Annotated in this window: 9 protein-coding genes; all 9 read left to right on the top strand. The window is 73.8% G+C overall.

Translation table 11 applies throughout. The features are described from left to right. Positions 1-34 precede the first annotated feature (34 nt). On the top strand, positions 35-1,360 hold the full coding sequence (locus tag Sdi02f_RS05930) for a nucleotide sugar dehydrogenase (protein ID WP_108932812.1): 1,326 nt from the start codon (positions 35-37) through the stop codon (positions 1,358-1,360). After that, positions 1,350-2,633, top strand: coding sequence for a glycosyltransferase family 4 protein (locus Sdi02f_RS05925; RefSeq protein ID WP_167458124.1), 1,284 nt, complete (start codon positions 1,350-1,352; stop codon positions 2,631-2,633). The genes Sdi02f_RS05930 and Sdi02f_RS05925 overlap by 11 nt, the downstream gene beginning before the upstream one ends. After that, positions 2,630-3,997 (top strand): Wzz/FepE/Etk N-terminal domain-containing protein, encoded by a 1,368-nt coding sequence (locus tag Sdi02f_RS05920; protein WP_030401219.1) that lies wholly within the window; start codon positions 2,630-2,632, stop codon positions 3,995-3,997. Before Sdi02f_RS05925 ends, Sdi02f_RS05920 begins: the two co-directional genes overlap by 4 nt. Beyond that, positions 3,994-5,526: a Wzz/FepE/Etk N-terminal domain-containing protein gene (locus tag Sdi02f_RS05915; protein WP_108932810.1), complete on the top strand. Its 1,533-nt coding sequence runs from the start codon at positions 3,994-3,996 to the stop codon at positions 5,524-5,526. Before Sdi02f_RS05920 ends, Sdi02f_RS05915 begins: the two co-directional genes overlap by 4 nt. Before the next feature lie 3 nt (positions 5,527-5,529). Then, positions 5,530-7,464: an asparagine synthase (glutamine-hydrolyzing) gene (gene asnB / locus Sdi02f_RS05910; protein WP_108932809.1), complete on the top strand. Its 1,935-nt coding sequence runs from the start codon at positions 5,530-5,532 to the stop codon at positions 7,462-7,464. A 71-nt stretch (positions 7,465-7,535) separates the two neighbouring features. Further along, positions 7,536-9,722: a bi-domain-containing oxidoreductase gene (locus Sdi02f_RS05905; RefSeq protein WP_174843305.1), complete on the top strand. Its 2,187-nt coding sequence runs from the start codon at positions 7,536-7,538 to the stop codon at positions 9,720-9,722. Then, complete coding sequence (locus tag Sdi02f_RS05900; RefSeq protein WP_108932807.1) at positions 9,719-11,680, top strand: heparinase II/III family protein; 1,962 nt, start codon at positions 9,719-9,721, stop codon at positions 11,678-11,680. Before Sdi02f_RS05905 ends, Sdi02f_RS05900 begins: the two co-directional genes overlap by 4 nt. Before the next feature lie 32 nt (positions 11,681-11,712). After that, complete coding sequence (locus Sdi02f_RS05895; protein WP_108932806.1) at positions 11,713-13,263, top strand: right-handed parallel beta-helix repeat-containing protein; 1,551 nt, start codon at positions 11,713-11,715, stop codon at positions 13,261-13,263. A 1-nt stretch (position 13,264) separates the two neighbouring features. Next, the gene (locus Sdi02f_RS05890; RefSeq protein WP_030401225.1) at positions 13,265-14,497 is read left to right on the top strand and encodes a membrane protein; all 1,233 of its coding nucleotides are present in this window, start codon (positions 13,265-13,267) and stop codon (positions 14,495-14,497) included. Position 14,498 lies beyond the last annotated feature (1 nt).

The following is a 14,498-nucleotide window of genomic DNA, read 5'->3' as shown; positions in this document are numbered from 1 at the left end:
GCCGTCAGGGCCTGCCTGGGGGGAGGAACGGGTCATGAGGGTCAGCGTTTTCGGCCTGGGCTATGTGGGCTGCGTGTCGGCCGCGTGCCTGGCCGGCAAGGGGCACGAGGTCATCGGGGTCGACGTGAACCAGGTGAAGGTCGACCTGGTCAACGACGGCAAGGCCCCGGTGGTCGAGGAGCGGATCGGCGAACTGGTCGGCGAGGTCGTGGGCAGCGGAGCGCTGCGCGCCACCCGTGACGTCCGCGAGGCGATCACGGGCAGCGACATCTCCCTGGTCTGCGTGGGCACGCCGTCGGAGCCCAACGGCAGCCTGTGCACGACGTACTTGGAGCGGGTCACCGAGGAGATCGGCGCCGCGCTGGCGGACCGTGCCGGGCACGGCGGGCGGCACACCGTGGTGTTCCGCAGCACCATGCTCCCCGGCACCTGCGCCAACCTGCTGATACCGATCCTGGAGAAGTACGTCGGCGGCACCGCCGGGGTCGACTTCGGAGTGGCGGTCAATCCGGAGTTCCTGCGCGAGGGCACCAGCGTGCGCGACTTCTTCGACCCGCCCAAGACCGTCGTCGGCGAACTCGACCCGGCCAGCGGCGACGCCGTGCTGGGACTGTACGAGGGTCTGCCCGGCGAGGTGTTCCGGGTGCCGGTGGCGACGGCCGAGGCGATCAAGTACGCGGACAACGCCTTCCACGGCCTCAAGATCGGCTTCGCGAACGAGCTGGGCGCGGTGTGCCGGGCGCTCGGGGTGGACTCGCACCAGGTGATGGACGTGTTCCTGGCCGACCGCAAGCTGAACATCAGCCCGGCCTACCTGCGCCCCGGCTTCGCCTTCGGCGGCTCCTGCCTCCCCAAGGACCTGCGCAGCCTGGTCCACGCCGCCCAGCGGGCCGACGTGTCGGTGCCCCTCCTCTCGCACGTGCTGCCCTCCAACTCCGCGCATCTGGAGCGCGCGGTGGAGCTGGTGGAGCGGGCCGGGAAGCGCCGGGTGGGGCTGTTCGGGCTCTCCTTCAAGCCCGGCACCGACGACCTGCGCGAGAGCCCGCTCGTCGAGCTGGCGGAGCGGCTCTTCGGCAAGGGCTACGACCTCAGGATCCACGACGCCAACGTGAGCCTGTCCCGGCTGCTGGGTGCCAACCGCGAGTACGTCGAGACCCGGCTGCCGCACCTCGCGCAACTGCTCGCGGACTCCGTCGACGAGGTCCTCGACCACGCCGAGGTGTGCCTGGTGGGCACCAGGGACCCGGCCGTGCTGTCGGCGCTCCCCCACGGCGGCGACCCGCTGCTGATCGACCTCGTCCGCCTTCCCGACGCCGACACGCGCCGGGCCGAACCGGGGTACGTGGGCCTTGCTTGGTGACACGACGTCAGGTGACGCGGCCTCGGGTGCCGCGCCCCACGGTGGCGGCGCCGGCGGCCGGCCGGGGCGGCGCGCGCTGATCCTGGTGGAGAACCTGTCGGTGCCCTTCGACCGGCGGGTGTGGCAGGAGTGCACGACGCTGCGCGACGCGGGCTGGAAGGTGCACGTCATCTGTCCCCGGGGGACCGGGCGGGACACGGAGGCGGAGACGGAGATCGACGGGGTGCGCATCCACCGCTACCCGTTGCGCGCGGCCACCGGCGGACCGGCCGGCTACCTGCGCGAGTACGGGGCGGCGCTCTGGCACACGGCCCGGCTGGCCCGCAGGGTGGGGCCGGTGCACGTGGTCCACGCCTGCAACCCGCCCGACCTGCTGTTCCTGCCGGCCCTGTGGCTCAAGCGGCGCGGCGCGCGGTTCGTCTTCGACCAGCACGACCTGATCCCCGAGCTGTACCTGTCCCGGTTCGGCCGCGGCAAGGACCTGCTGTACCGCGCCGTGTGCGCGCTGGAACGGCTGACCTACCGGAGCGCGGACATCGTGCTCGCCACCAACGAGAGCTACAAGGACGTCGCGGTCCGCCGGGGCGGCCGGCGGCCCGAGGACGTCTTCGTGGTGCGCAGCGCGCCCGCCACCGACCGGTTCCAGCAGGTGCCGCCCGAACCCGAACTGAAGCGGGGCAAGCCCCATCTGCTGTGCTATCTGGGCGTCATGGGGCCCCAGGACGGTGTCGACTACGCCCTGCGGGCCCTGGCGAAGCTGCGCGACGAGCTCGGGCGGACCGACTGGCACGCGGTCTTCGTCGGCTCCGGCGACGCCTTCGACGCGATGGTGGAGCTGTCCCGGTCGCTGGGGCTCGCCGATCAGGTGCAGTTCACCGGACGCGTCCCGGACGCCGACCTGGTGCGCTACCTGTCCACCGCGGACGTGTGCCTCTCGCCGGACCCGCGCAATCCGCTCAACGACGTGTCGACCATGAACAAGGTCCTGGAGTACATGGCGATGGGCCGTCCCATCGTGTCGTTCGACCTGCGGGAGGCGCGGGTCTCCGCCGGTGACGCCGCCGTCTACGCGGCCGCGGACGACGAGGCCGAATTCGCTTTTCTCGTCGCGCAGTTGCTGGACGACCCGGAGAAGCGGGCACGGATGGGCAAGATCGGCGAGGAACGGGTCAACGGGCCGCTGGCCTGGCGCAACTCGCAGGCGTCGCTGCTCGCCGCGTACGCCGCGGCCTGCCGTGCGGGGATCGAAGCAGGGAGAAGGCAGCGCCGTTGAGTGAGGACACGATACGCCTGGTCACGGTCGGGCGGATTCTCCGCCGGCGGCGACGGCTGCTCGCCGTCCTCGTCGTGCTGGGCGCCCTCGTCGGCTACGGCGTCTCGGTGCTGTTCCCGCCGCGGTACACGGCGACGGCCTCCGTCCTGCTGCCGGGGCAGTGGGAGGAGCGCGAGCTGCGCACCCAGGTGGAGATCGCGACCAGCTCGTCGGTGGTCGACAGGGCGGCGGACACGCTCCGCTGGAGCGGCGTCGGCAGCAAGGAGCTGCGCGAGCGGGTGAGTGCCAGGATCTCCGACGGCAACATCGTCAAGATCTCGGGGACGGCCGACACCCCCGAGCGCGCGCAGCGGCTCTCCGACGAGATGGCCCAGCAGTTCGTGGCGTACGCGGCACAGATCGCCGGCGGCACCACCGGTCCCGGCGGCGCGACGGGACCGGAGGCCCTGCGGCAGCAGGTGACGCGGACCAACCAGCGCATCACCGACCTGGCCGACGCGGCCGACCCCGGGCAGACCGTGGAGAGCGTGCAGGCCCGCACCGAGCTGGAGAAGCTGCGCTCCGCGCTGCAGGAGGCGATGCAGAAGCTCGAGGAGACCGACCCCGCGAGCAGCAAGGCCGGCCTGGTCGTGATGGGGGCGGCCCCCCGGCCGGCCGGCGAGGCGCCCCCGACCCGGTGGCAGCTCGTCGGCGGCGGTGCGCTGCTGTTCTTCGTGCTGTCGGTCGCCGGCCATCTCGCCGCCGCACGGGTGAACCGGCGCCCGCGCTCCGAGCCGGAGATCGCCGCGGCGCTGGGCTCGGCGCTGCTGGGGACCGTCGACGTCCCCGGGCGGCGGCGCGCGCTCCGGCCGAAGGCGCGCGGGGTGCGGGACCGCCTCCGGCGGCTGCTGGGCGTCGACACGCGGTGGGACCTGCCGGCCCCGCGGTCGTCCGGCGACGAGGCGGGGCGGCGGATCCGCTACCGGCGGGTGTGCGCCCGCCTGCGGGACCGGGTGCCGAACGCGCGCCGGCTGCTGGTCGTCGTACCCGACGACGACGAGGTCGCCCGCCGGGCGGCCGGGCAGCTCGCGGCCGAGGCGGAGGGCGACCCGCTGCTGCGGGTGGTGGAGGTGCAGGTGTCCCGGCCGCTGGTGCCTGACCGCGGCACCGAGTCCGGTGCCCTGGTCGTGCTCAGCGCGGGCGCCCGGACGGCCGAGGAGCTCGCCGGGGTGGCCGAGGCGTGTGCGGACGGCGGCCACGAGGTCGTCGGCGTCGTCGTGGCCGGCGCCGTCCGGGCCCCTTCGTCGGGGTCGGCCGGCCGGCCCCCGGAGCCTGCCGCCGCGGTGGCCGCGGAGCACGAGCACGCGACGGGAGGTTCCGCATGACGACGGCCACGGACGCGCAGTCCCCGGCCTCCGCTCCGCTGCTCGACCTGCAGGCACTGGTGGTGGCGGTGCGCAGGCGGCGCCGGCTGTGGGGCGCCCTGGCCCTGCTGGGGCTGCTGGCCGGTGCCGCCGTGGCGGTGCTGCTGCCGCCCCGGCCCGCCGCGGTGGTCAAGGTGCTGGTCGCGCACAAGGAGGACCAGCCCAACGACACCGGAACGCTGATCAGCACCGATGTCGAACTGCTCGCCACCACGCGGATCGCGCGGCAGGCCCTGCGCTCGCTCGGCTCCGGTCAGGACCCGGAGGACTTCATGCGGGACTACCGGGGCACCGGACTCACCAACAACCTGATGCGGATCGATGTGACGGGCGACAGCGACGCCGAGGCGGTGGCCCGGGCCAAGGCGCTGGCCGACGCGTTCGTCGCGGACCACGTGCGGCGGATGCGGGAGTCCGCCGATGCCGAGGCCGAGTCCCTGCTCGACCAGCGCGACCGCATGCGCAAGGAGCTCGCCCAGGTCAACAAGGCGATCGGGGACCGTTCGCCGGACGACGACCCGAAGGCGTCGGCGAGCATCGAATCCCTCTACGCCCGCCGGGCCGAACTGGACTCGCGGATCGCCGAGTTCGACCAGCGGGCCGCGGAGGCGCGCACCGGCACGCCCGAGGTCGTCGCCGGCACGCAGATCGTGGACGCCCCGCACGCGGTACGGCACTCACTGCCCAGGGCGGTGGGCACCGACGCAGCGATCGGGCTCGTCCTCGGACTCGTCGTCGGGCTGGTTTTGGCCGCGGTCGGCTCGGTGGTGGCGGACCGCCCCGTGCTGCGCCGGGACATCGCGGCACACCTGGGGGCCTCGGTCCTCGCGGAGCTGCGCCGCGCCCCCCGCCGGACGGCGGGGCGGTGGCAGCGCCGCCGCTCCCATGCGGCGCGCGAACGGCTCACCACCACCCTGGCCCGCATCGTGCGCCGCTCCCCGGAACCGGTGTCACTGCTGGAACTGGGGTGTGCGCGGGCCGCCGCCGTGATCGCCCTGGACCTCGCCGGGGCACTGGAGGCGGACGGGCCCGTGGCCGTCGTCGACGGCCTGCCCGGCACGGAGCTGGCCGACGGGAGGCGCACGTCCCCGGCGGGGCCGGTCGTGCTCAGCGGTGAACGCGCCGCGGCCGAGCCGTCGCAGGGGCGCCGGATCGGCGTCGGCTCGGTCGGGCCGGGGACGGCGTGGACCGACCTGCACTACCTCGGCAGCCGGACGGTGCTCGTCGTACGGGCCGGGCACGGCAGCACCGCGTGGCTGCACACGGTGGCCAGGCAGCTCGCGGACCAGCGCGTCGAGGTGATCGGTGTGGTGCTGATCGACCCCGATCCCCGCGACCGGACCGACGGCACCCTGTGGGACGGCCCGCGCAGCGCGCCGCGCGGCCTCGCCGAACGGCCGAAGCGGCACAACGGCACGGGGCGGCCGAGGGCGGAACGGCCGTCGATGCCGGCCGCGCGGGTCCCGGACAGCGACCAGGAGGTGCGGTAGCGCATGTGTGGCATCGCAGGGACGTTCCACTGGCCGGACGGGAAGGCCGTGACCGACCGGCTCACCGACGTGCTCGCCCACCGCGGTCCGGACGGGGCGGGCCGCTACAGCCACCCCGCCGGGGACGGCGAGGTGCACCTCGGGCACCGCCGGCTGGCGATCGTCGACCTGTCCGGTACGGGCGCCCAGCCGATGGTGTCGGACGGCCTCGCCCTGACCTACAACGGGGAGCTGTACAACGCGCCCCGGCTCCGCGGCGAGCTGGAGGCGGCGGGGGTGCGCTTCCGCGGCACCTCCGACACCGAGGTGGTGCTGGAGGCCTGGCGGCGCTGGGGCACGGACTGCCTGCCCCGGCTGCGCGGCATGTTCGCCTTCGCCGTGTTCGACGAGCGCACCGGTGAACTGGTGCTCGCCCGCGACCAGCTCGGCATCAAGCCCCTGTTCCTGCTGCGGCGCGGCGAGGGTCTGGTCTTCGCCTCCGAGCTGAAGGCGCTCGCCGCGGTGACCGGCGGGAAGCTGGAGGTGGACCACGCGGCGCTGGTGGCCTCGCTGCTGTACTACTGGGTGCCGGACTCGCGGTGCGCGTTCCGCGAGGCGGAGAAGCTGCCGCCGGGCAGCTGGCTGCGGTGCCGGCCCGACGGCCGGGTGGAGCGCGGCCGGTACTGGAACCTGAAGGACGTCGCCGCCGAGGGCCAGGAGCGGGCCCGCGCCGGCGAGCGGCCGGACCTGGCCGCCGCCGTCGAGGAGTCGACCCGCAGCCACCTGCTGGCCGACGTGCCGGTGGCGACCTTCCTGTCCGGGGGGCTCGACTCCAGCTACCTGACCGCGCTGGCGGCCCGTCACCGGCCGGGGATCTCCGCCTACACGATCGGGTTCCGCGCCGAGGACGCCCGGTTCGAGGCGATGCCGGACGACCTGCGCTACGCCCGGCAGGTCGCCGCGCGGTTCGGCGTCGACCTGCACGAGATCGAGATCGCCCCGGACGTGCTCGACCTGTTGCCGCGGATGACGTACCACCTGGACGAGCCGATCGGCGACCCGGCCGCGATCAACACGTTCCTGATCTGCTCGGCCGCCCGGGAGGCCGGGGTCAAGGTGATGCTCTCGGGGATGGGAGCCGACGAGCTGTTCGCCGGGTACCGCAAGCACCTGGCCAACCTGCTGGCGCTGCGCTACCAGCGCGTCCCGCGGCCGCTGCGGCGCGGGGTGTCCGCGGCCGTGGACCGGCTGCCGGTGGCGACGAGCCGCCGGGGGCTGAGGTCGGTGCGCTTCGCCAAGCGGTTCCTGTCCTTCGCCGACCTGCCGGAGGAGACCGCCTTCCGGCGCAGTTACACCATGTACGACCGGCGGGAGCTGCTCGGACTGATCGACCCGGACCTGGCGGGGACGGTCGACGACGTGCTGACCGAGCACGCGGACGTCTACGGGGACAACGGCCTCGACGACTTCGTGAACCGCATGTGCCTGGCCGACGCCCGGATGTTCCTGCCGGGCCTCAACCTCGCCTACACGGACCGCTCCAGCATGGCCGCGTCGACCGAGGTGCGGGTGCCGTTCGTGGACGTCGAGGTGGTGAGGGCGGCGTTCGCGGTGCCCGGTGACCGCAAGATCGTCGGACGGCAGGGCAAGGTCGCCCTCAAGGAGGCGGCCGCCTCGGTCCTGCCCCGGGAGGTCGTGTACCGGCCCAAGGGCCTGTTCAGCGCCCCGCTGCGGGCCTGGATGAGCCGGGACCTGGCACCGCTGGTGCGCGAGGTGGTCAACGACGGCGAACTCGTCCGGTCCGGAATCCTGCGCCGCGACGCGCTGCGCCGGCTCGTCGCCGAGGACGCCGCCGGGCAGCGGGACTTCTCCAAGCACCTGTGGCACGTACTGACCCTGGAGTACTGGTATCGCGGCGCGACCTCCGGGGCCGTCGCGGCCACGTCACCGACGGCGTAGGGCCTCCTGGCACGAGGACGGCAGGACAGACAACGGCTCGGGCAACCGGCACAGAGACAAGAGGACTTCGGGTGAAACAGGTAGTGCAGAACTACAAGAGCGGCGAACTCGCGCTGCTCGACGTGCCGGTGCCCGGCTGCAAGCCGGGCGGGGTGCTGGTGCGGACCGCCTACTCGCTGATCTCCACGGGCACCGAGCTGATGAAGGTGTCCGAGGCCGGCATGTCGATGCTGGGCAAGGCCCGTTCCCGGCCGGACCAGGTGGCCAAGGTGGTGCAGAGCGTGGCCACCAACGGGGTGCCGGCGACCTACCGCAAGGTGATGGGCAAGCTCGACTCCTACACGCCGCTGGGCTATTCGCTGTGCGGGGTGGTCGAGCAGGTCGGCGCCGGGATCGACGACGTGAAGGTGGGCGACCTCGTGGCCTGCGCGGGCAACGAGCACGCGTTGCACGCCGAGGTGAACTGGGTGCCCAAGAACCTCTACGCCCCGGTGCCGGACGGTCTGGCGCCGCAGGACGCGGCCTTCGGGACCGTCGGTTCGATCGCGTTGCAGGGGGTGCGCCAGGGCGAGTCGCGCCTCGGCGAGGTGGCGCTCGTCGTCGGGCTGGGGCTGATCGGGCAGTTGGTGGCGCAGTTGCTGACCGCCTCGGGCGTCCGGGTGGTGGGGGCCGACCCCGACCCGGCACGCTGCGAGCTGGCCGAGCGCCTGGGCGCGGCGGCCTGCGGCGACCCGGCTTCCCCGGCCGTGGAGAACGCCGTGGCCGAGCTGACCGACGGCCACGGCGTGGACCAGGTGTACCTGGCCGCCGGCGGCGGCAGCAATCAGCCCGTCGAGCTGGCCGCGCGGCTGTGCCGGGACCGGGGCCGGGTCGTCGACATCGGCAAGTGCCGCCTGGACCTGCCCTGGAACGCGTACTACGAGAAGGAGCTCGACGTCCGGTTCTCCCGCTCCTACGGCCCCGGGCGCTACGACCCGGCGTACGAGCTGGAGGGGCGGGACTATCCGATCGGGTACGTGCGCTGGACCGAGCGCCGCAACCTGGCGTGCTTCCTCGACCTCGTCGCCCGGGGCCGGGTCGACGTGGGGCCGCTGATCTCCCACACGGCCGCCTTCGACGACGCCGTGGAGACGTACCGGCGCCTGGAAGACGGCGAACTGAAGGCCGTGGCCGTGCTCTTCCGGTACCCCGAACGGGCCGACGGGGAGCAGGGCACGGCCCGGGTCCCGGCGGTGACCGTGCCGGCCGCGCCCGTGCGGCGGGGACCGGCACGGGCGGTGAGGACGCCGGTGCGGCTCGCCTTCGTCGGCGCGGGGAACTACGCGAGTTCGATGCTGCTGCCGCACCTGGCCGCCCGCGAGGGCGTCGAGCTGTCGACGGTCGTCACCACCACGGCGCTGTCCGCGGCCAACGCGCAGCGCAAGTTCGGCTTCGCCGAGGCGACCACCGACCTGGACGCGGTGCTCGGCGACAAGACCGTCGACGCGGTGTTCGTGGTCACCCGGCACAGCTCGCACGCGGACCTGACCCAAAAGGCGCTGCGGGCCGGCAAGGCGGTGTTCGTGGAGAAGCCGCTGGCGCTCACCTCGGAGGAGCTGGCGGGGGTGCTCGCGGCGGTGGAGGAGTCCGGCAACGACCGCGTGCAGGTGGGCTTCAACCGCCGGTTCGCGCCGCTGCTGCGGGAGGCCCGCGACCGGCTCGGCGCCCGCACCGGCCCGGCGAGCCTGCGCTACCTGGTCAACGCGGGGCGCCTCGACCACGGCAGCTGGTACCTGCGCCAGGACACCGAGGGCTCGCGGTTCGCGGGCGAGGGAGGGCACTTCGTCGACACGGCGAGCTGGCTGCTCGGGGCCGACCCGGTGTCGGTGTACGCCCTCGCCGCCTCGGGCAATGAGGACCTCCAGGTCGTGCTCGGCTACCCGGACGGGTCCACCGCCACGATCAGTTACGTGACCACGGGGGCGGCCGGCTTCCCCAAGGAGACGCTGGACCTGGTCGCGGACGGCAAGGTGCTGCAGCTCGACGACTTCGTCCGCGCCTCCGTCTACGACGGCCGCAAGCGGTGGGTCAGTTCGCGGCTGCCCAAGGCCCGGAACAAGGGCCAGTCGGCCGAACTGGCCGCGTTCGTCAGGGCCGTGCGCACCGGCGGCCCGATGCCGGTGCCGCTCGGGTCGCTGGCCGCCACCACGGCCGCCACGTTCGCCGTGGGGGCCTCGCTGGCCGCCGGCGCTCCCGTGACCCTGGCGGAGGCGCCGTGACCCTGGGCACGGGCTGGTACCTGCGGCGGCTGTCCCGGATGGGGCCGCGCGAGGTCGGCGGACGGGTGGGCGACACGCTGCGCCGGCGCCGGTGGCGGTCGGCGCCGCCCCTCGCCCCGGCAGTGGCGGGCGGCCGGTTCACCGCCGTACTGCCCGACCGCGCGCTCGCCGCGGTGGCACCGGACGCCGCCAAGCGTCTGGTCGCCGAGGCGGACCGGCTGATGGCCGGGCACGTCGATTACTTCGGCGTGCCGCGCGAGGACCTGGCCGATCCGGACTGGTGGTACGACCCGAAGACCGGGCGCCGCGCGCCGGGGGGCTACGCCTTCGACGTGCCGTACCGCGACGAGGAGGCGGCCGGGGACATCAAGCAGATCTGGGAGCCGTCCCGGCACCAGTACCTCACCGTGCTCGCCGCCGCCTACGCGCTCACCGGCGACGAGCGGTACGCCGAGCGGGTCGCCGGGCACCTGCGGTCGTGGTGGTCGGCCAACGCTCCGCTGCGCGGGGTGCACTGGATCAGCGGCATCGAGCTGGGCATCCGGCTGCTGTCCTGGGTGTGGATCCGCCGGCTCCTCGACGGCTGGGAGGGCGCCGCCGACCTGTTCGAGGGCAATCCGGTGGCGGTCAGGCAGATCTGGCACCACCAGCGCTGGCTGGCCGCCTTCCCCAGCCGGGGCTCGTCGGCCAACAACCACGTCGTCGCCGAGGCCGCCGGGCAGCTCGCCGCCGCCTGCGCCTTCGGCTGGTTCCCCTCCTCGGCGCGCTGGCGGGACCAGGCGCTGCGGTCCCTGGAGCGGCATCTGCGCGCCAACACCTTCCCCTCCGGCCTCAACCGCGAGCTGGCCACCGAGTACCACGGGCTGGTGCTGGAACTCGGTCTGGCCGCGGTGGCCGAGGCGGACGCCGCCGGGGTGCCGGTCCCCCGGACGGTCCGGCTGGTGCTGCTGCGGATGACCGACGCGCTCGCCGCCGTCGTGGACGACCGGCTGCGGCCGCCGCGCCAGGGGGACGCGGACGACGGCCACGGACTGGTGGTGGACGGCGCCGGCACCGACCGCTGGGCCTCGCTGCTGGCCACCGGGGAGGCCGTGTTCGGCGCGCTGCCCTGGTGGCCGCCGGTGACCGGCACCGACGTGCGCACCCCGCTGCTGGCCGCGCTGCTCCAGCCGTACGCGAAGGAGGGGACGGGCCCGGCCGTGGCCCGGCCGAAGAGCCGCCCGGCCCACTTCGCGGACGCGGGACTCACCGTCCTGCGCGGGCCCGCGGGGATCTGGTGCCGCTGCGACGGCGGGCCCCACGGCTTCCTGTCCATCGCGGCGCACGCCCACGCGGACGCGCTGTCGGTGGAGGTGCGGCACGAGGGCGTCGACGTGCTCGCCGACCCGGGTACCTACTGCTACCACGGGCAGCCCGCGTGGCGGCGGTACTTCCGCTCGACCCTCGGCCACAACACGCTGGAGCTGGACGGCACCGACCAGTCCGTCTCGGGCGGCCCGTTCCTGTGGACCCGGCACGCGCGCAGCCGCGTCCTGGCCGTGGACGCCTCCGAGGAGGGGGTGTCGCGCTGGTGCGCCGAGCACGACGGGTACGGGCCGTCCACGCACCGCCGCCGGGTTGAGCTGACGGCCGCGAGCCGTGAGCTGCGGGTGGTGGACGAGGTGAGCGGCCCGCGCCGGACCGTACGGCTGGCGTTCCACCTCGGCCCGGCCGTCTCTGCCGGCCTGGAGGGCAACCGTGCCCTGCTCACCTGGTCCCGGGACGGACAGGAGCGCTCGGCGGTGCTCGACCTGCCCGGCGGGCTGTCGTGGCGGGCGCACCGCGGGGAGACCGACCCGCCGCTGGGCTGGTACTCCCCCGGCTTCGGACGCAAGCAGCCCGCCACCACGCTGGTCGGCACCGGATTCACCGACGGCAGGCGGCAGTTCACGACCGTGCTCACGTTTCGCGGCCAGTAGCAGAAACCAGGAACAGGGAGGGGGGAGGACACATGGGGATCACCTGGCGTGGCCGGGAACGGCCGGCCTCGGTGCCGGCGGTGCTGGTACTGGCGCTGGCGCTGCTGGCGACCGGCTGCGACGGCACGCCGGACGACGGCCCGGCGCCGAGACCCTCCGCGTCCTCCTCCTCGTCCGGCGCGCAGTCCGCGGCCCGGGTGTGCGCGAAGCCGGAGCCCGGACCGGACCGGGCGCCCGAGGGAGCGGTGAGCGTCGACCCGGGGGTCGTCGGCGACCTGGCCGCCAAGACCCGCAACAGCCCCGCGCACACCACCTTCTGGCTCATGCCGGGCAGGCACCGGCTGGAGTCCGACCGCTTCTCGCAGGTCGTCCCCAAGGAGGGGAACCGGTACGTCGGCGCGCCGGGCGCGGTGCTCGACGGCCGCGGCACCAACCAGTACGCGTTCGGCGGCACCGCGCGCGACGTCACCCTCAGCCACGTCACCGTGCAGGATTTCGCCGCACCGCACGACGAGGGCGTCGTCAACCACGACTCCGCCGACGGATGGGTGATCGAGCACGCCACGATCCAGAACAACTCCGGCGCGGGGCTGATGGCCGGCGACCGGCAGGAGGTCCGCGCCAGTTGCCTGCGCGGCAACGGCCAGTACGGCATGAACGCGTACAAGGGCGACGGCGTCATCCACGACCTGGTGGTCGAGGGCAACGAGATCACGGGCAACAACACCGGCGACTGGGAACGCAGGCGGCCGGGCTGCGGCTGCACGGGAGGCGTCAAGTTCTGGGCCGTCCAGGGTGCCGACGTGCGGGGCAACTGGGTGCACGACAACCGCGGGACCGGCCTGTGGGCGGACACCAACAACAACGACTTCCTCGTCGAGGACAACGTGCTGGAGTCCAACGACGGCGCCGCGCTGATCTACGAGACCAGCTACAACGCGGTCGTCCGGAACAACACGATCCGGCGCAACAACTGGGTGGAGGGCCGCGAGAACACCGACGGCGGCGACACCTTCCCCTACGCGACCGTCTACATCTCCGAGTCCGGCGGCGAACCGAGGGTCGAGGCCCGCACCGACCGCATCGAGATCTACCGGAACGTGCTGGAGGACAACTGGTCCGGGATCACCCTGTGGGAGAACGCCGACCGGTTCTGCAACAGCCCGGCCAACACCTCCTCCGGTGACTGCACGCTGCTGGTCGAGGACACCGACCGCTGCGCACGGCCGGGGATCGCCAAGGCGCCCCTGTACGCGGACTGCCGGTGGAAGACCCAGCGGGTGGACATCCACGACAACCGCTTCGTGCTGGACAAGACCGTCGTCGAGTGCGCGGAGAACTGCGACCGCATGGCGCTGCTGGCCAACTACGGCACCTATCCCGACTGGTCCCCGTATCAGGGCGAGCGGGTGGCGAAGGCCGTCACGCTTCGGCAGGACAACCGCTGGCACGACAACGTCTACGTCGGACCGTGGCGGTTCGTCGCCCACGACCCGAGCCGGGTCCTCGGCTCCGAGGCGTGGCGGGCCGCGCCCTACCGGCAGGACGCGGGCAGCACCTTCCGTGCCGGGGAGGGTGGTTGAGATGGCCGGGGACCGCACGCCGAAGCTGGTCGGGACCGCCTGGGGACTGCTGGTCCTCAACACGCTGGGCTCCACGGGGGCGGAGACCGTCGTCCCGCTGCCCCGCTCGCTGATCCAGATGGTGACCATGGGCGCGCTGGCGCTCGCGTTCACGCTGGCGCTCGCGCTCAATCTCCGGCTGCGCGTGCGTCCCAGCGCCTACCTGCTCCTGCTCACCCTGCTGCTGGTGCCGAGCGTGATCTCCAGTGCCGACCTGCAGTCCGGGCTCGGCGCGCTGTTCCGCTGCGCCCGGCTGGCCCTCTTCGCCGGCACCCTGTGGCTGCTCAGCCGCTGGTGGGACGGTGGCACGACGTTCGTACGGCACCACATCCGGTGGTACTTCGTGGTCCTGTGCTCGGTGGCCGCCGGTGCGCTCGTCTCTCCGGGGGCGGCCATGCCGGACCTGTACGGCGGGCGGCTGGTCGGCGCGTTGTGGCCGCTGACCCCGCCGCAGATCGGTCAGTACGCCGCGGTGATCATCGGGCTGTCGGTGCTGCTCCTGCTCGGCGGCCGTACCGACCGGCGCAGCGCGGCCCTGGTGATCGTGCCCTCGCTCGTCCTGCTGCTGCTGACGCACACCCGTACGGCCACGCTGGGGCTGCTCGTCGGCCTGGCGCTGGCGATCGGCTCGCTCACCCTGACCAGTGCCGCCGCCCGGCGGTTCTTCTCCTGGGCGGTGCTGTGCGCCGCGGTGGCCGCCGTGGTGTTCGCCTCGGCGCTGCAGGCGTGGTTCCTGCGGGGGCAGAGCGAGGAGAACTTCAGCAATCTCACCGGCCGGGCCAAGGTCTGGGACGCGCTGCTGGCGGCACCCCGGACGGCCGGGGAGAAGGTGTTCGGCACGGGTCTGGGCGACAAGTCGTTCGACGGCCTGCCGATCGACAACAGCTGGCTGGCCGTCTACCACGAGCAGGGCCTGATCGGCGTCGCGCTGGTGGCCGCGGTCCTCGCCGTGCTGGGCGGCGTCGCGCTGCTGCGGCCGCCGTCGCCGGCGAGGGCCTGCGCGATCTTCCTGATCGGCTACTGCGCCCTCGCCTCGTACACGGAGGCGGGTCTCGGCGACGCCTCGCCGTACCTGCTGCACCTGGCCGTGGCCGCCTCCCTGCTGGCGCCACCGGCCCCGGCCGTACTCCCGACGGCCCCCGCACCCCCTCGGCGCCGCGTCCCGCGCTGGGCCCGTACCTCGGAGGTGGCCTGAG

Source organism: Streptomyces ardesiacus, from assembly GCF_003112575.1.
In the GTDB taxonomy this organism is placed as follows: Bacteria; Actinomycetota; Actinomycetes; order Streptomycetales; family Streptomycetaceae; genus Streptomyces; species Streptomyces ardesiacus.
Note: the sequence above shows the minus strand (reverse complement) of the source record. Positions and strands in the feature narration are given on the sequence as shown.

Coding starts and splice junctions, on each gene's coding strand:
- Sdi02f_RS05895 (WP_108932806.1), top strand. CDS start 11,713: ATGGGGATCACCTGGCGTGGCCGGGAACGGCCGGCCTCGGTGCCGGCG.
- Sdi02f_RS05915 (WP_108932810.1), top strand. CDS start 3,994: ATGACGACGGCCACGGACGCGCAGTCCCCGGCCTCCGCTCCGCTGCTC.
- asnB (WP_108932809.1), top strand. CDS start 5,530: ATGTGTGGCATCGCAGGGACGTTCCACTGGCCGGACGGGAAGGCCGTG.
- Sdi02f_RS05930 (WP_108932812.1), top strand. CDS start 35: ATGAGGGTCAGCGTTTTCGGCCTGGGCTATGTGGGCTGCGTGTCGGCC.
- Sdi02f_RS05890 (WP_030401225.1), top strand. CDS start 13,265: ATGGCCGGGGACCGCACGCCGAAGCTGGTCGGGACCGCCTGGGGACTG.